Raw genomic sequence first — 21,753 nt, forward strand, 5'->3', positions numbered from 1 at the left:
TCGCTTACCCTCGGCATGTAACTAGGCGGGCGGCGATGGGCGATTTCGTCATACTTTATGAGTGGCTGAGCTTTGCGGTGCGGTGGACCCATGTCATCACCGCCATCGCCTGGATCGGCTCATCATTCTATTTCATCGCGCTCGATCTGGGCCTGCGCAAGACCCCGAGCCTGCCGCCCCTGGCGCATGGCGAAGAGTGGCAGGTGCATGGCGGCGGCTTCTACCACATCCAGAAATACCTGGTGGCACCAGACTTTTTGCCCGAGCACCTGACCTGGTTCAAATGGGAAAGCTACGCCACCTGGCTGTCGGGCTTTTGGCTCCTGGCGCTGATCTATTACGTCGGCGCGGACATTTACCTGATCGACCGCAACGTGCTGGACGTACCGCAATGGGCGGGCATCCTGATTTCCATCGGCTCGATTCTGCTCGGCTGGGTGGTCTATAACCGCCTTTGCAAATCGCCCATCGGTCAGAGCCAGAACGGGCTGATGCTGGTGTTGTTCGCTATCCTGACGGCGATGGCATGGGGCTATACCCAACTGTTCACCGGCCGCGCGGCCATGCTGCATATGGGCGTGTTCACCGCTACGATCATGGCGGCGAACGTGGCGATGATCATCATCCCCAACCAGACCATCGTGGTGGCCGATCTCAAAGCGGGCCGCGTGCCCGACGCCAAATACGGCAAGATCGCCAAGCAGCGCAGCCTGCACAACAATTACCTGACGCTGCCGGTGATCTTCTTCATGCTCTCTAGTCACTATCCGCTGGCCTTCGCCACGCAGTGGAACTGGATCATTGCCAGCCTGATCTTCCTCGTCGGCGTGGTGATCCGGCATTATTTCAACACCCGCCATGCGCGCAAAGGCAATCCGCACTGGACGTGGCTCGTCGCCGTGGTGCTGTTCCTGCTGATTGCCTGGCTGTCGACCGGGCCGAAAATTCCGGGCTCGGCGGGAGATCTGGTCGCCTCGCGGGCGGCGGAACCGTTCATGGCCGCCGCCCATTTCAAGCAAGCCAGCCTGACTGTGCAGACCCGCTGCGCCATGTGCCATACGGCGGAACCGGCCTGGGACGGCATCTACGAGGCGCCCAAGAACGTCATCCTCGACAATGACATCGCCATCGCCAACCACGCCAAGGACATTGCCATCCAGGCCGGCTATGCGCATGCCATGCCCCCGGGCAATGTCAGCGAAATCACGCCCGAGGAACGCGCGCTGCTGGTGGAGTGGTATCGCGAAGGCTCCGCGCTATGATGCGGACGATCCTGCGCGGGCGGGTGCTGACCTTCGTGTCGGAGCCGCAAGGGCTCGATGACGCGGCAAGCTATCGCTATCTCGAAGACGGCGCCGTGGTGATTGCCGATGGCAAAATCGTGGCGCTGGAGGACTTTTCCGCCATCGACATCGGCGACGCACAGGTCATCGACCATCGTCCCCACCTGATCCTGCCCGGCTTCATCGACACACATCTGCACTACGTGCAGAGCCAGATGATTGCCTCCTATGCGGGTTCGCTGCTGGAATGGCTCAACAGCTACACCTTCGTCGAGGAGCAAAAGTTCAGCCAGCAGGGCCATGCCGGCTCGGTCGCCTCGGCGTTTTACGATGAGCTGATCCGCAACGGTACGACCACCGCTGTGGCCTATTGCTCCAGCCATCCGCGTAGCGTCGACGCCTATTTCGCTGAGGCCGAAAAGCGCAACATGCTGATGGTCGGCGGCAAGGTGATGATGGACCGCAACGCGCCCGAAGCACTCTGCGACACGGCGCAATCGAGCTATGACGACACAAAGATGCTGATCGCGCGCTGGCATGGCCGGGCGCGCGGGCTCTATGCCATCTCGCCGCGCTTCGCCATCACCTCTACGCCCGAGCAGATGGCGATGGCCCGCGCCCTCGTGGCCGAACATCCCGAATGCTACGTGCAAACCCACCTCAGCGAAAACGACGCCGAGATCAAATTTTCGATGGAGCTCTATCCGGACGCCGCGGACTATACCGGCATCTATGAGGATTTTGGCATCCTCGGTCCCAAGACCCTGATCGGCCACTGCATTCACCTCAACCACCGCGAAACGCGTGTACTGGCCGAAACCAGGTCCGTCGCCGTATTCTGCCCGACCTCCAACCTGTTCCTGGGCAGCGGGCTGTTCGATCGCGAACGATTGATGATGGCCGGCGTGCGCATCGGCATTGCCACCGATATCGGCGGCGGCACCAGTTATTCGATGTTGCGCACGCTGGACGAGGGTTACAAGATTTCCCAGTTGCGCGGGCAGCGGCTGACGCCGTTCAACTCGTTCTACATGATGACGCTGGGCAATGCCCGGGCCCTGTCGCTGGAGGGGTCGATCGGCACCATCGCACCCGGCTGTGCCGCGGACCTTGTGGTGCTCAATGCTAACGCCACGCCCGCCATGGCCCTGCGGATGGCAACTGTGACGGCGCTTTACGAAGAGCTGTTCCTGCTGCAGACACTCGGCGATGACCGCTCGATCGCGGAGGTCTATGTGGCTGGCGCAAGGGCAAAGTCTACTTTAGGCGGGTTGTGACACTTAAGCGCATGACTTAAGTCTCGTCAGTCCGCACAAAAAGGAAGCAGCAATGAGCGATTACCTGATGAAAGCCGGCCTGTCGGTGCACCCGCTATTGGTCGATTTCGTCGAAAAGGAAGCGCTCCCTGGCCTGCCGGTAACGGCCGAACAGTTCTGGGACGGCTTTGCGGCCCTGGTGGCCGAGCACGGCCCAACCAATGCGGCCTTATTGGCCAAGCGCGACGACCTCCAGGGCAAGATCGACGATTGGCACCGCCGCTACGGTCCGGTCGTCAATAACCCTCAGGGCTATGAATTCTTCCTCCGCGACATTGGCTATCTGGTTGCTGAACCAGCGGATTTTGTCATCGAGACCACCGGGCTGGATGCGGAAATCACTGCGCTGTGCGGCCCCCAACTGGTGGTGCCGGTCAACAATGCTCGCTACGCGCTAAACGCTGCCAATGCTCGCTGGGGTAGCCTCTACGATGCCTTCTACGGCACCGACGTGATCAGCCGCGAAGGCGATCTGGCGGTCGGCAAGGGCTTCAATGCAGCCCGCGGGCAGGCTGTGGTCGCCAAGGCCGCGGAATTCCTCGATGCAGCGTTTCCGCTGGAAACCGGCAGTCATCGCGATGTCACCTTCTATCATGTCGAGAAAGACGGCGAGCGGCGCCACTTCGTGGTCGACACGAGCGCAGGCCGCACGCGGCTTAAGGACGCGGAGGCCTTCGCCGGCTATGGCGGCACGGAGGACAAGGGCGAAATTGTCCTCCGCCACCATGGCTTGCATGTGGTTCTGGTGATCGATCCATCTAGCGCCATCGGCGCCATGCACAAGGCGGGCCTCAGCGATGTCATCGTCGAAGCCGCACTGACCACGATCCAGGATTGCGAAGACTCCGTCGCCGCCGTCGATGCCGAGGATAAGGTCGGTGTCTACCGCAACTGGCTGGGCCTGATGAACGGCACGCTGGCGGACACTTTCGAAAAAAGTGGCAAGACCGTCACCCGCACGCTCAAGGCCGACCGGACCTACAAGGACGTCGACGGCAAGCCACTGGTGCTCAAGGGCCGTTCCCTGCTGCTGGTGCGCAATGTTGGGCATTTGATGACCACGGACGCGGTGCGCGATGCGGCCGGCAAGCCGATCGGCGAAGGGCTGATGGATGCGGCCGTCACGGTGCTCTGCGCCATGCACGACAAGCTCAACAGCCGCACCGGCGCGGTCTATATCGTCAAGCCGAAGATGCACGGCCCCGAGGAAGTCGCCTTCGCCTGCGCGATATTCGCCTCGGTCGAAAAGATGCTGGGGCTGAAGCCACTCACCGTCAAGATCGGCATCATGGACGAGGAACGCCGCACCTCGGCCAACCTCAAGGCCGCCATCCATGCGGCGCGCGAGCGGGTGTTCTTCATCAATACCGGTTTTCTCGACCGTACCGGCGACGAAATCCATACCTCGATGGAAGCCGGCCCGGTGCTGCGCAAGGACGAGATCAAGTCCGAGCGCTGGATCCAGGCCTATGAAGACCGCAACGTCTTGATCGGACTGGCCTGCGGCCTGTCGGGTCGGGCGCAGATCGGCAAGGGCATGTGGGCGCGGCCGGATGACATGGCCGCAATGATGAGCGCCAAGATTGGTCATCCCAATGCCGGCGCCAACACCGCCTGGGTGCCGTCCCCAACTGCCGCGACCCTGCATGCGCTGCACTATCATCAGGTCGATGTGTTCGAGGCCCAGCAGCGCCGCCATAACGAGGCGACCCCGGTCCTGGCCGAGCTGTTCTCGATGCCGATCCAGGTGCCGTTTTCGCTCAGCCGCGATGAAATCACCCGTGAGCTGGAAAACAATGCCCAGGGTATTCTGGGCTATGTGGTGCGCTGGGTGCAGCAGGGTATCGGCTGCTCCAAGGTGCCGGATATCAACGATGTCGGGCTGATGGAAGATCGCGCCACCTGCCGGATTTCCTCGCAGGCGGTGGCCAACTGGTTGCGCCATGGCCTGGTCAGCAAGGACGAGGTGATCGCCACCTTCGAGCGGATGGCTTCGGTGGTCGACGCGCAGAATGCCGGCGATCCGCTCTATCGCTCGATGGCGGAGAATTTCCAGTCGGTGGCCTTCAACGCCGCCCTAGATCTCGCGCTGCGCGGGGCCGACCAGCCGGCCGGCTATACCGAGCCGATCCTGCATGAACGCCGCCGCATGGTGAAGGCTCGTGAAGCGGCGCGGAGCTGAGCTGCCATAAAAGCGCTGCAACCGGGACTATCGATGCGGCATGGCTGCGCGCATTGCCGAGATGAAACTACCGCTACCCAGGTTCGACGGGCGCCTGCCCGCCGGGACGGAGTTGGTCGCCTCGGCGTTGCTGCATGCCATTTTGCTGGCCTTGGTGTTGCATCAGGCTAGGGCGTTGCCCGACGCGCCGCCCGAGCACAGCATTGCGATCGATCTCGTCACCGCGGCGCAATATGCGGCGGCCACCGCAATACCCGCAATCGTGACCGCTCCGGTCAGCAGGGCAAGCGTGGCACAACCGCCGCCCGAGGCGTTGCCAGTGACGCCTCAACCTCCGGCGCAGCCCACCAGCGTCGCGCCCTCGGGCATGGTGCATCCAACCCAGTTGCTCGGTGCCAGCGTTCTGGCGGAGCCGGCGAGCAGGGAAGTCCGCGAGACGCTGCCGCTGCTGGGCGGGGACGAGCGGAAAGTCCAGCTGTGCAATATCGAGGCGCTGGCGCAGATACATGCCGCCGATCCCAGGCTGGATCCGGATATTCTGGTCGCCTATGCGATGGCCGATATGGATGTCACCTCGGACGGCGTCACCGCGGATGGCGGTGCATTCCGCAGCCAAAAGCAGTGGTATGGCTTCAAGTTCCGCTGCGCGGTTGCCGCCGATCTGAAATCGGTCACCGACTTCTCGTTTGCAATTGGGGAGCCGATTCCCAAAAGCGAATGGGAAGGCCACGATTTGACGGCTGACGATCAGGACATGGACTAGCCGACGCTGAAGCCCGGCAGCGCGATTGCCGTCTGGTGCTGGGGATCGTGAAAAATCTCGATATCATTGGCGACCAGCGTCGTCGCCGTGCCGACTGGCTCGTTGGTTCCCAGATTGCGAGCATAGCGCGGATGCGCGCCCGATGAGACTTGCAGGCGCAGGCGATGACCGGCGAGGAAGGTGTGGGCGGTGGCGTGCAGCGTGAAGTCCAGCCGCCAGGTGCCATCGGCCTCGACGGGCGTTGTCGGGGTCACGCGGATCAGGCCATCGCAGATATTGGTCGAAACGCCGTCCGACGACACGTCGCAGAGCCGGAGGAAAAAATCCACGTTGGGCACGCTGGCGCGCGCGTAGAGCGTGACGCTGGTTTGGCCGATAATCGTCACCGGCGCGTCGAGTGGCTCCGACGTGTAGCTGAGCACATCCGCCCGGCTTTCGCGGCTGGCATTGTCGACGGGACCGGCGCCGGTGAAGGCAAACATGGCGCCGCCGATATTGGGCGTCGGATCGGCGGGGTCGTAGACGTAACGGTCGGGTTCGCTCGCCGCTGCCGCAGATATCGCCAGGACGCCGCCGGGATGCAGGTGCCAAGTTTGCGGCGTCGCCGGCCCAGGCGGGAAGGCATCATAGTCGCGCCATTCATCCAGACCCGAAATGTGAATGCGCACCGGCTTTTCGCGGAGTTCGGCACTGTCGCCGAGCAATTTGGCGCGCATCCACAGCAGGGTTTCGCGCAGGTTGTCTCGCTGCAACTCGTCGGAGATGTGGGTCCACGTACCCACTGTGAGGTACGGCTGATGGCCGACGTCGACGAGGCGCTGATAGTCGGACAGCAACTGGTCGACCATGAAATCATACCAGCCGGACATGAAATGCACCGGTGGCGTGCTGGCGGTCAGGCGGTGGCGATGGTCGATCGCCTCCCAGAACACATCATTGCCGATGGATTCCTTGAACCAGCGACGCCAGAACGGCACGACCTTGCCGACCGCCGCAATATCAGCCTCAACCAGCGGCAGCACCATTGATGCCCTGGCGGTCGTGCGCTCGACGCCCCCGGAAAACATGGTGGCGGCCATCTTGAGCGGCCGCTCGCGCAGGCCGTCGATTACTTGCAACCACGAGAGCCAGAGCCCGAGGTGGAAGGCGCCCGCCGGGAACACCACCGATCGGAAATCGGCGCTGGTGACCTTGGTGGCCATGGCGGCAATCGGGGGCAGGGCGTCGCAAATGGCCCATTGCGCGTAACCCAGATAGCTGGGGCCGGACAGGCCCAGGCGGCCGTCATACCAAGGCTGCGCCTTGATCCATTCCAGCGTCGCCAACCCGTCGGCGCGCTCGTTGACCAGCGGATCGAACTCGCCGCCGGACTTTTCGGTGCCGCGGCAGGCCTGTAGCACCACGTTGAAGCCGCGCTCGGCATAGGCCTCGGCAATGCCGCCAAAACCCCTGCGGCCATAGGGCAGGCGCATCAGGATTGTCGGGTGCTTGTCCTTGGTACGCGGGGCGAAATGATCGGTCATCAGGATGATGCCGTCGTCCATGGTCAACGCGATATTGCGGTTCTTCTGCACCCCGTTGAGGCGGGGCGGCAGGTTGTCGATATAGGCCAGATAAAGGCTTTGCAGGCTCATGGATCAATCCACGAAGTCGAACTTGTCGACATCGAACAGCCCGCGATCGGTCATCTTGAGATGCGGGATGACGGGTAGGGCGAGGAACGCCACCTGCAGGAAAGGTTCGGGCAAGACGCAGCCCAGCGATTTGGCCGCGTCGCGCAACAGATGAAGTGCGTGGGACACGGTCTCGAAGGGTTCGAGACTCATCAGCCCTGCCAGCGGCAGCGCCAGTTCGGCGGTGATCTTGCCCTCCTCGGCGACGGCGAAGCCACCGCCCAGTTCGATCAGGCGGTTCACCGCCAACGCCATATCGTCGTCACTGGCGCCGACCACGGTGATATTGTGGCTATCATGGCCGACGCTGGAGGCGATGGCGCCGCGCTTGAGCCCGAAGCCGGTGACGAAGCTGCGCCCAACATTGCCGTTGCGGCCATGGCGCTCGATCACCGCCACCTTGATGACGTCGGCGGCGAGATCTGGTTGCAGGCCCTGCTCGGTCACGGCAAGGGTCGCGCTTTCGCGGAAGGTCAGGATCAGGCCGGGCTTGACCCCGATCACGGTGGTGCGGTTCTGGCCAGGCTTGGCCGGCGTGACGAAGGTCTCGGGCGTGACCGGCGTTGCCTTCATCGACGACAGGCCGACTGGTGCGACGGGGAGGCGGGCAGCAAACAGTTCGGGCCGAACCAGCCGACCGGCGGCGATCACCTCGGAAACGCGGCAATCTTCAAGGCTATCGAGCAGCGCGATATCGGCGCGCCATCCAGGAGCGACGAGGCCGCGATCGCGCAGGCCGAAAATGCGGGCGGCCGAGTGGGAGGCCGCACGATAAACGTGATGCAGCGGCCGTCCCATGGCGATGAGGCGGCGGATCGAGCTATCGAGATGGCCTTCCTCGGCGATATCGAGCGGGTTGCGGTCATCGGTGCAGAGGGCAACGAAGCTTGAGGTGTTTTCGTCAAGGATTTCGGCCAGTGCGGCGAGGTCCTTGGAGACCGAGCCCTCGCGGATCAGGATGGCCATGCCCTTGGCAAGCTTTTCGCGCGCTTCGGCGGCGGTCGTCGCCTCGTGATCGGTGCGGATGGCGGCCGCGAGATAACCGTTCAGCGCCTGGCCCAGCAGCAGCGGCGCATGGCCATCGATATGGCCGTCCTGAAACGCCACCAGCTTGGCGATGATGCCCGGATCGGCGCTCAGCACGCCGGGGAAGTTCATCATTTCCGCGAGCCCGATCACCTTGGGGTGAGCGCGGAACGGCTCCAGATCGGCAATTTCCAGCGCCGCGCCGGAAGTCTCGAAAGCGGTGGCCGGTACGCAGGAGGATAGGTTCACGCGCACATCCATCACCGTCTGCTCGGCGCAGTCGAGGAAATAGCGAATGCCCTCGGCGCCCAGCACATTGGCGATTTCATGCGGGTCGCAGATCGCAGTGGTGACGCCATGCGGCAGCACGCAGCGGTCGAACTCATAGGGCGTGACGAGCGAGGATTCGATATGCAGATGCGTGTCGATGAAGCCCGGCACGGCGAAGCGACCGGCGCCGTCGATGGTCACCTTGCCGTGATACTCGGCATGCGTGCCGACGATGCGGTCATCGACAATGGCGATGTCCGTCGTGGTCACTGCCCCCGTGATGACATCGAGCAAACGCACGTTCTTGATCACCAGATCCGCCTCGGCCTTGCCTTGGCCGGCCATAATCATGCGGGTGAGTGCGGCGGAAGTGGTCATGAATGGCCTTCGTGTTGCGTGCTTGACCGTCGACCCGCCCACCTTTGCCGTCAAGCCCTTAGCTGGAACCGCGACGGCTTGGCACACGTTGAGGACGCACGTTCAATACGGGAGCCCGGCATGGAAACCTACGATCCGCACAAGAATACGACAGACGTACGTCAGGCCAGCCCGCGCAAGATGAATTTGCGGGTGCTGGTGTTCTCGCTGGTCGGGGCCGTCGTGCTGCTTGGCATTGTGTATGCCATCTACACCGGTACCCAGCCGAACCCGACGTAGGCCGCCATGGTCCGGCTGGTCAAAGTGGGGCGCGACGATCTGACGATCTCGCGGCGGCGCAAGGGCAAGGGGTTCTCCTATGTTGGGGCAGACGGCGCGGTCATTGCCGACGCCGAGAACAAGGCGCGCATTCGCTCACTCGGAATTCCTCCGGCCTGGGACAAGGTCCATATCGCGGTGCACCCGCGCGCCCATATCCAGGCGCTGGGCACCGATGAAGCCGGCAGGGCGCAATATATCTATCACCCCGATTGGGAGGCTAAGCGCACTGGCAAGAAGCAGGCGCGGCTCGGCTTGCTGACTTCGGCATTGCCGCGGCTGCGGCGCAAGGTGCAGGCTGATCTCGGCGCGGAAACCGGCTCCAAGGCATTGGCTCTGGCCATTGCGGTCGACCTGATCGACCGTACCGCCATGCGGGTCGGGCGCGAGAAATATCTCGCCACCAGCGGCACGCGCGGCGCGGGGACGCTGTTTGCGCGCGATGTGCGGATCAATGGCGACGAAGTCTGCCTGGGCTTTGACGCCAAGGGCGGCAAGCGCGCAGACTACTGCGTTACCGATGCGGTGCTGGCTGATGCCGTCAATCGGATCAAGACCTTGAGCGGCAAGCGGCTGCTCGTCTATCGCGATGCCGATGGCAAAGTTCGCCCGATCCGGACCAGTACGATCAACGAATATCTGCGCGAATTGGCGGGCGTCGATATCTCTGCCAAGGATTTCCGCACCCTGCATGCCAGCGCGATGGCGGGCGAGGCCTTGGCCCGACTGGAGACGGGGACCTCGATATCGGCCCGCCGCCGACAGATGGCGCAGGTGACGCGGGAGGTTGCGGACGTGCTGCGCAACACGCCAACCATCTGCCGCAAATCCTATATCGCACCGTGCCTGTTCAAGCTCTTCGACGAGGGCAAGCTGCAATCCCTCTGGGAGGCGGCCGGGCGGGGCAAGACCGGCCTGCGGCAGCGCGAACAGCGGCTGCAGAGTGTGCTGGCGGCAATGGCCTAGGCAGCTTTGGTGCGGCCCTTGCGGTCGAGCGCATTGGCGGGGTCTGCGAAGATTTCCTCGATTTTTGTCGGCAGTACCGCCGCCGAGAACAGAAAACCCTGCAGCGTGTTGCAGCCCATTATGCCAAGCATATCGGCCTGCTCGGCGGTTTCCACGCCCTCCGCCGTGACGCTGATGTCCATGGCATGGGCCAGGGTGACGATGGCCTGGGCAATCGCCACCGAGACGTGGCCGGGCGCCAATTGATTGACGAAGGACCGATCGATCTTGATGCGATCCACCGGATAACGCTTGAGATAGCTCAGCGACGAATAGCCGGTGCCAAAATCGTCGAGCGCAATATGGATGCCCGAGGCGCGCAGCGTCTGCAAATTCTGGGCGGAGATATGTTCGTCGTCGAGCAGGATGCTCTCGGTGATTTCCAGTTCCAGGTCAGTCGGTCGCATGCCCGTCTGGCGCAGGATGTCGAAGACCAGCATGGCGAATTTGGGATTGCGCAACTGGGTCGGCGAGATGTTGACGGCGATGTCGCGCCCCGGTGCCTTGGCGCCCAGCTCACAGGCGCGGCGCAGCACGAATTCGCCCAGTACCTCGATCAGGCCGGTGTTTTCAGCAACGGGGATGAAGCGAGCTGGAGAAATCTGGCCGTATTTGGGATGGTTCCAGCGGGCCAGGGCTTCGGCGCCGGTGACCTTGCGGTTCTGCTGGTCGACCAGGGGCTGGAATACGACCGAAAGCTGATCTGTCTGCTTGAGCGCGTCGCGCAGTTCGGCCTCGATGGTGTGCTGCAACTGCAGCAGCTCGTTCATGTGCTCCTGGTAGACGACGGCACGGTTGCGGCCGGCGGACTTGGCCTCATAGAGCGCGATATCGGCCTTGCGGATCAGCTCGTGCGGTTCTGCGCTGCCACCGGTCGCGTGCACGATGCCGATACTGACGCCGACGAAAGCCTTGAAATGATTGAGCTCGAAGGCTTGGCCGATAGCGTCGATAATGCGGTTGGAGAGCGCGATGGCATTGATCTGCCGCTCGCGCGATACCGCCAGAATGCCGAACTCGTCGCCTCCAAGTCGGGCGATCAGCATGTCGTCGCCCACGGTGGCGCGCAGCCGCTGGCCAACCGTGCGGATCAGCTCGTCCCCGGCCTGATGCCCCAGCGTGTCGTTGATCTGCTTGAAACGGTCGAGATCGAGCATCAGCAGGCTCAAATAGGCCCCCGCGGTCTGCCGTTCCGTCAGGGTCTGTGCCAGCCGCACGTCGAAACTGCTGCGGTTGGGCAGGCCGGTCAGCCGGTCATGGGCCGCCTGATATTCGGCGTGGATGCGGCCCGCCTCAAGTGCAGATGATGAGCGTCGCAATTGGCGCAGCAGCAGGAACACCACGATGACGGCGATGAGGAAAGCCAGAGCGAAGGCCGGCGCGGTGTGACGCAGCAAGGTCTGGCCCGGCCGGTCTCGCGTCCACTCGAAAAAGGCGATGAACCGTCCTGCGCTGTTGAGCAAAGGGTATACGGCCTTGCCCGGATCGCCGCTGTCGGTCAGCGAAAAGCGGGCATTTTCGAACAGATATTGGTCAGTCAGGCGCTCGGCAAAGGCGCCGTCGAGAAACAGGATATCGGCCAGCAGGGGTTCGCTGCCTGGCTCCTGCACCAGATCCCGTGTGTCGGAAACGATCGGCATGATGCTGACGATGGCCGGCATATTGTCGACAACGGCGAATTCGACGACCGCGGGCGGAACCGTTTTCCGGCCCAGATTATACTGGGTCATGCCGCCCGCCGCGATCAATTGCCGGATACGCATGACGAGCGGGCCGACGGCGGCGGCGACCTGACCATAATGGTCGACCGGCGCGGCGGCGCCGTTTTCCATGACATAGATGGGCTGATTGCCGCCATCGAGCACGACCGAGCGGCTGTGACCGAAGAAATCATGCATCCAGATACCAAGATTGGTATCGACCCAGTCCAGATCGGGCGACAGCTTGGTGGCAAACAGGGCATCGTCCCAGACGGCGACGCTTTCCTGGTCGTGGCTGACCTGGTCGCGCTGGGCCGCGAGCACATGCGCCACCATCCTGGTTTGCCGCTCCACGGCGCGCTCATCGATATTGGCGGTCGACCACAGAGTGAATCCCAGCACCGCCGCGGCCGTCACCACCATCGTCAAGATGACGGGCAACAGCACGCTTGTAGAGAACTGCCAGCAATGCGCCGTCGTCGGTTGGGAGAACATCAAGCAGCCAGTGTGAGCCCTTAGGCACAAGCCCTAACGCCGGCACACTTGCAGACTGGTTACCAAGCCGGGGATTTTGGAGATAAAGCGCTGTCGTCAGGCATTTTCCTTGATGAATGGGCCAGCGACGATATTGCGGCCCCGCTCACGGCGCGGGGGATGTGGCGAACCTTGATCGTCGGAAGAGTGGGTACCAGAACGGAGATTCCCGGCTTCGCGGCAATGGTGGGGTGGGATACAAGATCCTGTCACGATGCCAACCCTGCCAGAATTTACGGATGATCCCCATGACCAAAGTGCGCGCCCTTGTCCTTGAACGCCAGCACGAGCTGGCCATGCGCGATATCGAGCTGCCGATGGAGGTCGGGCCGGGCATGGTCAAGATCACCATCCACACCGTCGGCGTCTGCGGTTCCGATGTGCATTACTATACCCATGGCAAGATCGGGCCGTTCGTCGTCAATGCGCCCATGGTGCTGGGACACGAAGCGGCGGGCACGATTGTCGAAGTCGGTTCGGGCGTGACCCATCTCAAGGTCGGTGATCGCGTCTGCATGGAGCCGGGTATTCCCGATCCCAATTCGCGGGCCAGCCGGCTGGGCATGTACAATATCGATCCTGCGGTGAGCTTCTGGGCGACGCCACCGATCCATGGTGTGCTGACGCCCGAAGTGGTGCATCCGGCCAATTACACCTTCAGGCTGCCCGACAATGTGAGCTTTGCCGAAGGCGCGATGGTCGAGCCATTCGCCGTGGGCATGCAGGCGGCCACCAAGGCCAGGATCACGCCCGGCGATACCGCCGTGGTGCTCGGCGCCGGGCCGATCGGCACCATGGTGGCGATTGCGGCGCTGGCCGGCGGCTGTGCGCGGGTGATTGTCGCCGATCTGGCGCAGCCCAAGCTCGATATTGCGGCGCGTTATCAAGGCGTCATTCCGGTCAATATCCGCGACAAGAACATCGTCGAGGAGGTTCGTCGGCTGACCGAGGGCTGGGGCGCCGATGTGGTGTTCGAGTGCTCGGGCTCGCCCCATGCGTGGAAGACCATCATGGATCTGCCACGGCCAGGCGGCACCATCGTGGTGGTCGGCCTGCCGGTCGATCCGGTGGCTGTCGATATCGCGGCTGCGTCCACCAAGGAATTGCGGATCGAGAACGTGTTCCGCTACGCCCATCAATATGACCGCGCAATCGCGCTGTTTGCCTCGGGCCGGGTGGATTTGAAGCCGCTGATTTCGGCGACTTTCGATTTCGAGGATTCGATTGCCGCCTTCGACCGGGCCGTGGAAGCGCGGCCGACCGACGTGAAACTGCAAATCAAGGTAGCGAAGTAAATGGATCTGGGTTTGCGCGACAAGGTCGCAATCATTACGGGCGGCACTGTGGGTATCGGGCTGGCGGTTGCCGAAGGGCTGGCCGCCGAGGGCGTCAACCTCGTACTGGTCGGCCGTGACAAGACACGGGCCGATGACGAGGCGGCGCGGGTGGCCAGCGCCTACGGCATTATCGCCACGGCGATTGGTGCCGATGTGGCGACGGCTGAAGGCTGCGGGGCGGTGATCGCCGGCACCAAGAAGGCATTCGGCGGCGCCGATATCCTGATCAACAATGCGGGTACCGGCTCCAACGAGACGATCCAGGATGCCGACGACGCCAAGTGGCAGTATTATTGGGATCTGCATGTGATGGCCGCGGTGCGGCTGGCACGGGGCGTGGTGCCGATGATGAAGCAGCGTGGCGGTGGATCGGTGATCCACAATGCCTCCATCTGCGCCGTGCAGCCGCTGTGGTACGAGCCGATCTACAACACCACAAAGGCCGCCTTGATGATGTTTTCCAAGACCTTGGCCAACGAGGTAGTGGGCGACAATATCCGTGTCAACACCATCAATCCGGGCCTGATCCGCACCCCTGACTGGGTCAAGACCGCCAAGCAGATCGCCGGTGAGGACGGTTTTGAGGCCCATCTGCAAGGCGTGGCCGACGAAGCGGGCGGCATGAAGCGGTTCGGCTCGCCGGAGGAGTTGGCGAATTTCTTCGTGTTCCTCTGCTCCGACAAGGCCAGCTACTCGACTGGCAGCACTTATTTCGTCGATGGCGGTTGGCTCAAGACCGTCTGATCGCCGGAACCTTGCCCGGCAAATCGTGTTGACGCTCGAAGCGTCAGCACGAGGATAGTGGCAATGGATGTCGGCAATGAATTCGGTTTGGTCGCGACGTATCTACCCCAGCATATCATCGCCATAAGGCTGTTCATGGCGGCCATTTTTGGCGCCATGATCGGCTTCGAACGCGAGCTCAACACCGGCGGCGCCGGTCTGCGGACGCATATCCTGATCTCCGTTGCGGGGGCGCTGTTCACCATCCTGGCGTTCGAGATTTTTCACACCCTGGAAGGCAGCGAAACGCCGGCCGATCCGATTCGTGCTGTCGAGGCGGTGACCGCCGGTATCGCGTTTCTCGGGGCGGGCGCCATCTTCCGCAGTGGCGGCAGCGTGCAGGGCCTGACCACGGGAGCGGGGATGTGGTTGGCCGGTGCGGTCGGGATTGCCACTGCGCTCGGCTATTACGTCGTGGCGTTTGGGGTGGCGCTGTTTGCCGTATTGGTGCTGGCGACGCTGCGCGTCCTGGCGCATGGCGTTATCTCGAGCGAACCCGACAAGCCAAAGAAATAAGACCCTGAAGGGTCACGGGGAGAAGTGAAAATTCCCGGCATCGGCGCTGAGGGCTAGCGCGCTGCCGATTTCACTTCTCCCCTCGTGCGGACGCGACCGGGAGGAGTCGCGCCGCGCTCCCGTGAGCGGCCCCTTGGGAGGCCGCTACAGCTCGCGATCCGGTGGGCGGATCAGCGAGGAAGGAGTGGCGGAGAGGATACTTGGGAATGCACGCCCGGGCCGAAACCCGGTCTTGCAGCATCGCTCTCCACCGAGGCATGTAACCTGTGGACGCAGGGACTACATGCCAACCGCATCAAGGCGCTGACTGCGCGCCCAGAAACTGACGATATTGGCCGCTTCGCGCCGATAGGCGTCGCGTTCGGCGTGGCGGGTGAAAACCGCGGTGACGCCTGCGTCGTGCAGGTCAGCGGTATGCTGCCGGTCCGGCCGTTGCGCCATGACGGCGACGGGAATGTCGAGCTTGCCGGCTACAGTGGCCAGCACGGCGACGAATTCAAGGTTGGCGGCGCTATGGGCCTTGAGGTCCACGATCACCAAGGTCGGGCAGGCGTCGGCGCTGGCCAGCGACGGGAACAGCCGGGACGCGGCATCGGCAGCGTCGGTGAAGGTAACGATTCTGGGCGCGCCGTGGGCCAGCAGCATCCGGGTCAGCAGGTGCGCTGAATGCGCATCGTCATCGACGAGCGCAAAATAGGGCGTGTTATCCACAACCGTGTTCATTCAAATCCTCGTGCCGCCGCATCTGGCGAGGTTGGCATGACAAAGGCAAAATCACCCCCCGCTCATGCGGAGAGTGCTGGCCGGATTGGGTCTAAACGGGATTTCAGCGGGGCCTAGCCGCAGAAATTCTATGTCGCATCAAGTGCAGCGACACCCGGCCTATGATCCGCATCGATCGTTGTGGCTAGGGAAAGTAAGGTTACTCGCAGGTAACTCGGCTTGCGTTTTACATGTAAAGCGGCAGTAATGGGGTAGGAGGTCCGCTGTGCCTGCCGTCACCCCAGATCGTCAGACCGTGCTCGCCGCCCTGGACCGTGTCCTGGGTTGGCCTGAAATCGCCCGTTCGCCGCAGCTTGGCCGGTTTCTCGATTATATCGTGCGGCAAACGCTGGATGGCGACGAGCAGGCCATCAAGGCCTATTCCATTGCCGTGGATGTGTTCGGTCGTGCCGCCGATTTCGATCCGCAGGTTGACCCTATCGTGCGCGTCCAGGCCCGGCGGTTGCGCAGCCTGCTGGAGCAATACTACGCCGCGGCGGGCGTTGCCGATCCGGTGCGGATCACCCTGCCGGTGGGGCGATATGTGCCGGTGTTCGAGTCTATCGGGATCGACGAAGCTACGGCGATCGAGACCTCCGAGGCATTGCCGCCCGTGCCTTCCGGGCGCGAGCGCGGGCACATCACGCTGTCCTGGTTCAGCCTGTTGATCGTCACGCTGGGCATTGCGGCGCTGGCCTATGCGCTCTCCACCTGGGAGCCCCGGCTGGGGCATTCGAGCGTTGCAGCGCTGCGCGGGCCAAGCATCACCATCATGGAGTTCCAAGACTTGTCCGGCGATGGCAGCCGGCCGGTCGTGGCGGGCCTCGCGCTGGAACTAGTGACGGACCTCAATGCCTTCGAAGACATCGATGCGCGTTACGGCGGCGGCGAATCCATGGCCGTGCCGGTGGCCGCCGCGCCCAGCGATTTCGTGCTGACCGGCATCGTCCGCCGCGCCGAACAGGCGGTGCAATATAGCGCAATCCTGACCGAAACGGCCTCGGGCGCGGTGGTGTGGAGCCGCACGATTCCGGTCAGCGAGCAGCGGTCGATGCAGCCGGAAGCGTTGGACGAGATATCGCAGGCGCTGAGCCTGGTGCTGGGCAGTCCACGCGGTCCGCTGCATCTGGCGGCGCGCAAGGCGCTCAGTGGGGGACTGCCCGCGGGCGCCGTGGCAACGCTCTATTTGTGCCACGTGCTGTTCGACCTCTACCGCGAGACCGGGACCGCAACTAGCGGCGCCAACGCTGCGAGCTGCTATGCGGGCCTATCCGAGACCGATCGGCAGGAGCCTTCGGCGCTCGCCGCGCAAGCCAGCCTGACCGGGGAAGGCATGGTGGCTGCCGGTGCGTCGGGGCTCGATCCCGCCGATCGCATGCGTATCGCCCAGGCCAGTCTGCAACGGGCGACGGCATCGGCGCCGCTGAGCGCATTTGTCTGGGAGCAGCAGGGGCGCTGGTTCGAACTGCAGGGCCAGTTCAAGGCCGCCGGCGCTGCCTATGCGTCCTCGATCCAGCTTAATCCCGCCAATGCCGACGCCCTGGCGGCGGCAGCCCGGTTGACGGCATTGCAGGGCAATTTGGCAGAGGCTGGGCCGCTGGCCGCCAAGGCCGTTTCGGGGACGCCAGTGCCGCCGCCGTGGTATTTCGTGGTGCCCACATTACTGGCGTTGCGCGATCAGCATTTCCCAATGGCGATTTCCAATGCCCAGACCTACGCCATCGCCGATCCTGAACTGGGCTCCGTGCTGGCGGTGGTGGCTGCATCGGCGGGCGGCAATGCGGGGGTGGTCAACCGCTATTTGCCACAAGTGCTGGAAGTCGCGGCGTTTCGGGCCGCCGGCATCCTACCGCGCCTGCGCGAACGGATCGGCGATGTCGCCTTGCTGGAAGAGATCGGCAATGGCCTGGCCACGGCCGGCGTGCCGCAACGGGCGCTCACCGCGCCGTTCTAGTGCATGGCCGAATGCGAGAACAGGTTGATCACCAGCACGCCGGCCAGGATTAGTCCCATGCCGATCAGGGCGGGCAGGTCGAGCATCTGCTTGTAGACGATGAAAGCGATGATCGAGACCAGCACGATGCCGACGCCTGACCAGATCGCGTAGGCCACGCCGACCGGAATGGTCTGCAGTGCCAGCGAGAAGAAGTAAAAGGTGATGCCGTAACCCACGACGACTACCAGCGTCGGGACGAGCTGGGTGAACCCCTGCGATGCGCGCAGGAAGGAGGTGGCGATCACTTCGCCCACAATGGCGATGGTCAGGAACAGGGCGCCCATCAGAGCGCGCCCGGCGCGAAAATGCTCTCGGCCAGAGCCACAAACATCTTGCCGCGTTCCTCGAAGTTCTTGAACTGGTTGTAGGACGGCGCGCCCGGCGACAGGATGACCGCATCGAACTGGTCGCGGCGCTGACAAAGGCTGTGCATGGCGGTCTCGAGATCGGGCTGTTCCAGCACCACGATCTGTGGCGCGATCTTGCGTGTGGCATCCGCAAGGCGTCCACCCGTAACCGGCAGACACGTCACCACAGTGACGCCGTAACCGGTCAGCAAGGTCGCCAGTTCGGCATAATCCTGCTGCCGCTCGTGGCCGCCGGCGATCAGCGCCAGGCGCTGGCCCTTATAGGCGGCGAGGGCGGCCTTGGTGGCCTCAGGGGTGGTCGAGATCGAGTCGTTGACGAAGATCATGCCGCCAAAGCGATGCTCTTCGAGCCGATGGGGCAGGGGCTTGAAGGCCACGATGCCGTCGACGACGCCCTGCAGTGTCGCACCCGCCGCCAGGGCGATCTGGGCGGCAAGATGGGCATTGTCGCGGTTGTGGCTGCCCTTGAGGCGCGAGCCGACGGCGGCCTTGTCGATGGCGGCCAACTCCTCACGCGTGAGTTCCCGCAGCAGGCGGCGATGGTCGCGCACCGCCTGGGCGACCATGGCATTGCCCTTGGCCCCCGCGCCCAAGGCGACCGCGAAGCTGCCGTCGCGGTCGATCAGATGCAGCTTGTCGTGGTAGTAGCGCTCGACCGAGCCGTGCCAATCGACATGTTCGGGGTAAAGATTGGTCAGCGCCGCGATATCGGGCAAGAAGTTCATGTCGGCGGTCTGGTAGCTCGACAATTCGAAGATCACGACTGGATGGCGGTCGGCGATTTCCAGCGGCGCGAGGCCGACATTGCCGGCCAGACCCGCGTCGATATGGGAGCGCGTCAGCATCAGATGGACCAGCGTTGCGGTGGTCGACTTGCCCTTGGTACCGGTGATGGCGATGACGGTGCGCCCGTCCCGATAGGCGCCACCCCATAGATTGAGGTTGGAGGTCACCGGAATGCCGGCATCCTGCGCCAGCGCGAAGATTGGCTTGTAGCGCGACACGCCCGGGCTTTTCACGATCAGGCCAAAGCGGTGCCCTGCGAGAGCTGCTTTCAGGTCCTCGGGCGCAATGACTTCGGCGTCCTCGATATCGGCTTCTCCGCTATCGACGGTGACGAAAACCTTGAGGTCCGGCTGGCGGGCCTTGAGGAAGGCGCGCGTCGATTTGGCCTCGCGGCCGGCGCCATAGAGCAGGATGGGCTCTTCAAACCGCATAGGCGGCCACCTTGGCGGCCAGATCGGGTGGAATGTGGTGTTTGTGGCTATCGATCAGGCAATCGGCCAAAGCAGCCTGCAGTGCCGGTTCGCCATATTGGGCAAACAGATCCGCCTTGATCGCCTTGACCACCGCATCCTGATGCCAGTCGGCATGGCGAGTCAGCGAATAAAAGCACGCCGCGGCTTCAAGGATTTCGCCGACGCATTCCCAGGGCTTTTGCCCGGCCAGGCCCGACAGCTCGCGGAACGAGCGTTCGTTGGCCAGGTTCTCCAACAGGTTCTGCCCAAAGATCGCCAGCAGGCGGTCCTTGGCCATGAACGGCGCGAAGATCAGGAACACGAAATGGCATTTCGGGCATTCGCCGCACCAGAGTGGGCCATCATGCCCAGCGAGCCGGAAATTGCGGTTGCAGCTCGAAAACACGTGGTCGAACTTGGTTTCGCGGGTGAAGAACGAGGCAATCCGCGCTTCCGAGTAGGGGCGCAACAGCGAGAAATATTGCAGCGTGCCACCGGTGGCATTGGCCAGCACGTCAGCAATCAACCGCTCGAAACTCAGCGACTTGGAATATTGATGATTGGTCTCGCGACCATCGAACACCACATTGCCCTCACTGGCCGAGCGCTCATTGGACAGCACGATGCGGTTGTAGCCGAACAGCACAGCGCAGAGTGAGCCGATCATCGAGTTGATCGCTGTCGAGGGCACATGGCCGTTGTAATAACCCGGCTCCGAGCCGAGCCGGATCATCTCCTTGTCGAGCGTACGGGTCACATAGACCGGCGGCTTGCCGATCTTGCCGACCGAGGTCAGGATCGGACCCTTGGGATTAACGGCGAAGGGTGTGAAGTCGACGCCGACATGGCTCAACAGATCAACGCTGACGAGCGAATCCTTGCCGCCGCCGATGGGCAACAAAGCGCGGTCGGGCAGGGGAAATGCCGGCAGCGTCACGGTGTCCTGTGGGGCCGAAACGCTGAGCCGGCCAAACCGCATCAGGTTGTTGCGGGCGTAAAATTCGCCCAGGCCATTTTCGTAGACATCGATGACGAAGGCGCGCTCCGCCTCGGTCAGCGGGATATTGGGGGCGCAGATTTCCAGCGGCGCGGTCAGCTTGAAATAGCTGACCCCCAGCACGATCGCGGTCAGGTCGAGCAATTTACGAAAGGCCGGGCTCTCGGTTGCAGTCGCGTCGGCGCCGTGCGGCAGCTCCAGCACTTCGACGAAACGCTTGTCGTGCAGGCCATAGGTGAATTGGGCAATCCCGGTAGTGGAGTCGAATTGCGGGCGCTCGATGAGGAATTGTGCGTTCAAGCCGGGGTTACTGCCTTGAATGGTGGGGCCGCGAAGCAGCGGTGTCGTCATCTATATAGGAATTGCAAACATAGCGGGAGTGCGGCGGAGATCAGGATATCCGCATCTGCATGCGCATGACGATATCGTGGCCCAGCCGCTGGAAGCCGAATTCCCGCATGGTGCAGGTCCAGGCGTTGCCGGCTTTTTCGATGCGGAACAGATTGTAGCGGGCCGGGTCATCCAGTGTGCCACCCTGGGCCGCACTGGCCGCCGCAACGCCGACCACCGGCACTTCATGGCCCTTGCCCGGAATCGAGTGGATCGAGGAGCGGTGGGTATGCCCATGCAGCACCAGCTCGGCGCCATGCTCGGCGATGACCTTGCGGAATAGCCGGTGCCCCTTGAGCCCGAAGGAGGGGTGCTGCAGTTCCGCATTGGGGGGATGGTGGATCATGACGACGCGGAACATGCCCGCCTCGCCCAGCGCGGTCAGGATGCGGGCCAGCCGTTCGGCCTGCTGGTCGTCGAACCGCCCGATGGCGAGGAAGGGCCGGGTTGGAACCGCGCTGGAGCAGGAAACGATCGCCATGTCGCCAATTCGGCGCACGAAGGGAAAGGCCGAGGCGTCCAGCGTCTCGCCCTTCATGTAATCGCCCCAGATTTCCTGTGCCGACTCCAGCGCGCCGGGCACGTAGGCGTCGTGATTGCCTGGGCAGACGGCGACCTTGCCGCTGGGACCCAGCGCCTCGAGCCAGCGGCCGGCGCGCTCGATTTCGAAGCGCAGCGCCAGATTGACCAGATCGCCGGTCACTGCAGTGAAATCGACACTCTGCGCCTGCATGTGGCCGACGAGGCTGGCCAGCGTCTCGCTGTTCAGCTCTTCATTGCGTCGCATTTTCCAGTTGAGATAGCCGGTCAGCCGCTTTCCCAGCAGGTCGCGGAAACCAACCTCGGGCATGGGCGACAAATGGATATCTGAAATATGGGCGAGAGTGATCATTGCGGGCGTAATGCCAGAAGGCTGGC

18 protein-coding genes are annotated in these 21,753 nt (G+C 63.2%); 10 read left to right on the plus strand and 8 right to left on the minus strand.

What is annotated here, in order from left to right; genetic code table 11:
• The first annotated feature begins 35 nt into the window (after positions 1-35).
• Genes ABIB57_RS10835 through ABIB57_RS10850 form a run of 4 tightly spaced genes read left to right on the plus strand, consistent with a single transcriptional unit; the run spans position 36 to position 5,544 of the window.
• The gene (locus tag ABIB57_RS10835; protein WP_354040710.1) at positions 36-1,262 is read left to right on the plus strand and encodes a urate hydroxylase PuuD; all 1,227 of its coding nucleotides are present in this window, start codon (positions 36-38) and stop codon (positions 1,260-1,262) included.
• The gene (gene guaD / locus ABIB57_RS10840) at positions 1,259-2,560 is read left to right on the plus strand and encodes a guanine deaminase (RefSeq protein ID WP_354040711.1); all 1,302 of its coding nucleotides are present in this window, start codon (positions 1,259-1,261) and stop codon (positions 2,558-2,560) included. The genes ABIB57_RS10835 and guaD overlap by 4 nt, the downstream gene beginning before the upstream one ends.
• A gap of 52 nt (positions 2,561-2,612) precedes the next feature.
• Positions 2,613-4,781 (plus strand): malate synthase G, encoded by a 2,169-nt coding sequence (locus ABIB57_RS10845; RefSeq protein WP_354040712.1) that lies wholly within the window; start codon positions 2,613-2,615, stop codon positions 4,779-4,781.
• A gap of 40 nt (positions 4,782-4,821) precedes the next feature.
• Positions 4,822-5,544, plus strand: a complete 723-nt coding sequence (locus ABIB57_RS10850) for a DUF930 domain-containing protein (protein WP_354040713.1) — start codon at positions 4,822-4,824, stop codon at positions 5,542-5,544.
• On the opposite strand, the gene ABIB57_RS10855 is transcribed toward ABIB57_RS10850, so the two are convergent.
• Both ABIB57_RS10855 and ade read right to left on the minus strand, forming a co-directional pair.
• Complete coding sequence (locus tag ABIB57_RS10855; RefSeq protein ID WP_354040715.1) at positions 5,541-7,178, minus strand: CocE/NonD family hydrolase; 1,638 nt, start codon at positions 7,176-7,178, stop codon at positions 5,541-5,543. The two genes, ABIB57_RS10850 and ABIB57_RS10855, sit on opposite strands and share 4 nt — an antisense overlap.
• 3 nt (positions 7,179-7,181) lie before the next feature.
• Positions 7,182-8,891 carry an adenine deaminase gene (gene ade, locus ABIB57_RS10860; RefSeq protein WP_354040716.1) on the minus strand — a complete coding sequence of 570 codons (1,710 nt, stop codon included), beginning with the start codon at positions 8,889-8,891 and terminating at the stop codon, positions 7,182-7,184.
• Positions 8,892-9,011: 120 nt separating this feature from the next.
• Here ade and ABIB57_RS10865 point away from each other — a divergent pair, with 120 nt between their 5' ends.
• Both ABIB57_RS10865 and ABIB57_RS10870 read left to right on the plus strand, forming a co-directional pair.
• Complete coding sequence (locus ABIB57_RS10865; RefSeq protein ID WP_299732620.1) at positions 9,012-9,170, plus strand: hypothetical protein; 159 nt, start codon at positions 9,012-9,014, stop codon at positions 9,168-9,170.
• A gap of 6 nt (positions 9,171-9,176) precedes the next feature.
• Positions 9,177-10,175: a DNA topoisomerase IB gene (locus ABIB57_RS10870; RefSeq protein WP_354040717.1), complete on the plus strand. Its 999-nt coding sequence runs from the start codon at positions 9,177-9,179 to the stop codon at positions 10,173-10,175.
• Here the strand turns inward: ABIB57_RS10870 and ABIB57_RS10875 are convergent.
• The gene (locus ABIB57_RS10875) at positions 10,172-12,355 is read right to left on the minus strand and encodes a putative bifunctional diguanylate cyclase/phosphodiesterase (protein ID WP_354040719.1); all 2,184 of its coding nucleotides are present in this window, start codon (positions 12,353-12,355) and stop codon (positions 10,172-10,174) included. The genes ABIB57_RS10870 and ABIB57_RS10875 overlap by 4 nt on opposite strands.
• 341 nt (positions 12,356-12,696) lie before the next feature.
• Between ABIB57_RS10875 and ABIB57_RS10880 the strand changes: the two genes are divergently transcribed.
• From ABIB57_RS10880 to ABIB57_RS10890, 3 genes are all read left to right on the plus strand, one after another.
• Positions 12,697-13,743 carry an NAD(P)-dependent alcohol dehydrogenase gene (locus tag ABIB57_RS10880; protein WP_354040720.1) on the plus strand — a complete coding sequence of 349 codons (1,047 nt, stop codon included), beginning with the start codon at positions 12,697-12,699 and terminating at the stop codon, positions 13,741-13,743.
• Positions 13,744-14,529: an SDR family NAD(P)-dependent oxidoreductase gene (locus ABIB57_RS10885; protein ID WP_354040722.1), complete on the plus strand. Its 786-nt coding sequence runs from the start codon at positions 13,744-13,746 to the stop codon at positions 14,527-14,529.
• A 63-nt stretch (positions 14,530-14,592) separates the two neighbouring features.
• A complete protein-coding gene (locus ABIB57_RS10890; RefSeq protein WP_354040724.1) occupies positions 14,593-15,084 on the plus strand; it encodes an MgtC/SapB family protein in 492 nt (163 codons plus the stop codon).
• Positions 15,085-15,363: 279 nt separating this feature from the next.
• On the opposite strand, the gene ABIB57_RS10895 is transcribed toward ABIB57_RS10890, so the two are convergent.
• Positions 15,364-15,807, minus strand: coding sequence for an ANTAR domain-containing protein (locus ABIB57_RS10895; RefSeq protein WP_354040726.1), 444 nt, complete (start codon positions 15,805-15,807; stop codon positions 15,364-15,366).
• 265 nt (positions 15,808-16,072) lie between these two features.
• Between ABIB57_RS10895 and ABIB57_RS10900 the strand changes: the two genes are divergently transcribed.
• Positions 16,073-17,800 (plus strand): hypothetical protein, encoded by a 1,728-nt coding sequence (locus ABIB57_RS10900; RefSeq protein ID WP_354040727.1) that lies wholly within the window; start codon positions 16,073-16,075, stop codon positions 17,798-17,800.
• On the opposite strand, the gene ABIB57_RS10905 is transcribed toward ABIB57_RS10900, so the two are convergent.
• From ABIB57_RS10905 to ABIB57_RS10920, 4 genes are all read right to left on the minus strand, one after another.
• On the minus strand, positions 17,797-18,129 hold the full coding sequence (locus ABIB57_RS10905) for a DMT family transporter (protein WP_354041350.1): 333 nt from the start codon (positions 18,127-18,129) through the stop codon (positions 17,797-17,799). The two genes, ABIB57_RS10900 and ABIB57_RS10905, sit on opposite strands and share 4 nt — an antisense overlap.
• Positions 18,126-19,427, minus strand: a complete 1,302-nt coding sequence (gene murD / locus ABIB57_RS10910; RefSeq protein WP_354040729.1) for a UDP-N-acetylmuramoyl-L-alanine--D-glutamate ligase — start codon at positions 19,425-19,427, stop codon at positions 18,126-18,128. Before murD ends, ABIB57_RS10905 begins: the two co-directional genes overlap by 4 nt.
• Entirely contained in the window at positions 19,417-20,745 is a 1,329-nt protein-coding gene (locus ABIB57_RS10915) for a MurL-like N-terminal domain-containing (RefSeq protein ID WP_354040731.1), read from the minus strand. Before ABIB57_RS10915 ends, murD begins: the two co-directional genes overlap by 11 nt.
• A gap of 91 nt (positions 20,746-20,836) precedes the next feature.
• Positions 20,837-21,727, minus strand: a complete 891-nt coding sequence (locus ABIB57_RS10920; RefSeq protein WP_354040732.1) for a metallophosphoesterase family protein — start codon at positions 21,725-21,727, stop codon at positions 20,837-20,839.
• Positions 21,728-21,753 lie beyond the last annotated feature (26 nt).

The sequence above is a fragment of the Devosia sp. UYZn731 genome (assembly GCF_040546795.1).
Classification (GTDB): Bacteria; Pseudomonadota; Alphaproteobacteria; order Rhizobiales; family Devosiaceae; genus Devosia.

Coding starts and splice junctions, on each gene's coding strand:
- ABIB57_RS10835 (WP_354040710.1), top strand. CDS start 36: ATGGGCGATTTCGTCATACTTTATGAGTGGCTGAGCTTTGCGGTGCGG.
- guaD (WP_354040711.1), top strand. CDS start 1,259: ATGATGCGGACGATCCTGCGCGGGCGGGTGCTGACCTTCGTGTCGGAG.
- ABIB57_RS10845 (WP_354040712.1), top strand. CDS start 2,613: ATGAGCGATTACCTGATGAAAGCCGGCCTGTCGGTGCACCCGCTATTG.
- ABIB57_RS10850 (WP_354040713.1), top strand. CDS start 4,822: ATGGCTGCGCGCATTGCCGAGATGAAACTACCGCTACCCAGGTTCGAC.
- ABIB57_RS10855 (WP_354040715.1), bottom strand. CDS start 7,178: ATGAGCCTGCAAAGCCTTTATCTGGCCTATATCGACAACCTGCCGCCC.
- ade (WP_354040716.1), bottom strand. CDS start 8,891: ATGACCACTTCCGCCGCACTCACCCGCATGATTATGGCCGGCCAAGGC.
- ABIB57_RS10865 (WP_299732620.1), top strand. CDS start 9,012: ATGGAAACCTACGATCCGCACAAGAATACGACAGACGTACGTCAGGCC.
- ABIB57_RS10870 (WP_354040717.1), top strand. CDS start 9,177: ATGGTCCGGCTGGTCAAAGTGGGGCGCGACGATCTGACGATCTCGCGG.
- ABIB57_RS10880 (WP_354040720.1), top strand. CDS start 12,697: ATGACCAAAGTGCGCGCCCTTGTCCTTGAACGCCAGCACGAGCTGGCC.
- ABIB57_RS10885 (WP_354040722.1), top strand. CDS start 13,744: ATGGATCTGGGTTTGCGCGACAAGGTCGCAATCATTACGGGCGGCACT.
- ABIB57_RS10890 (WP_354040724.1), top strand. CDS start 14,593: ATGGATGTCGGCAATGAATTCGGTTTGGTCGCGACGTATCTACCCCAG.
- ABIB57_RS10895 (WP_354040726.1), bottom strand. CDS start 15,807: ATGAACACGGTTGTGGATAACACGCCCTATTTTGCGCTCGTCGATGAC.
- murD (WP_354040729.1), bottom strand. CDS start 19,427: ATGCGGTTTGAAGAGCCCATCCTGCTCTATGGCGCCGGCCGCGAGGCC.
- ABIB57_RS10920 (WP_354040732.1), bottom strand. CDS start 21,727: ATGATCACTCTCGCCCATATTTCAGATATCCATTTGTCGCCCATGCCC.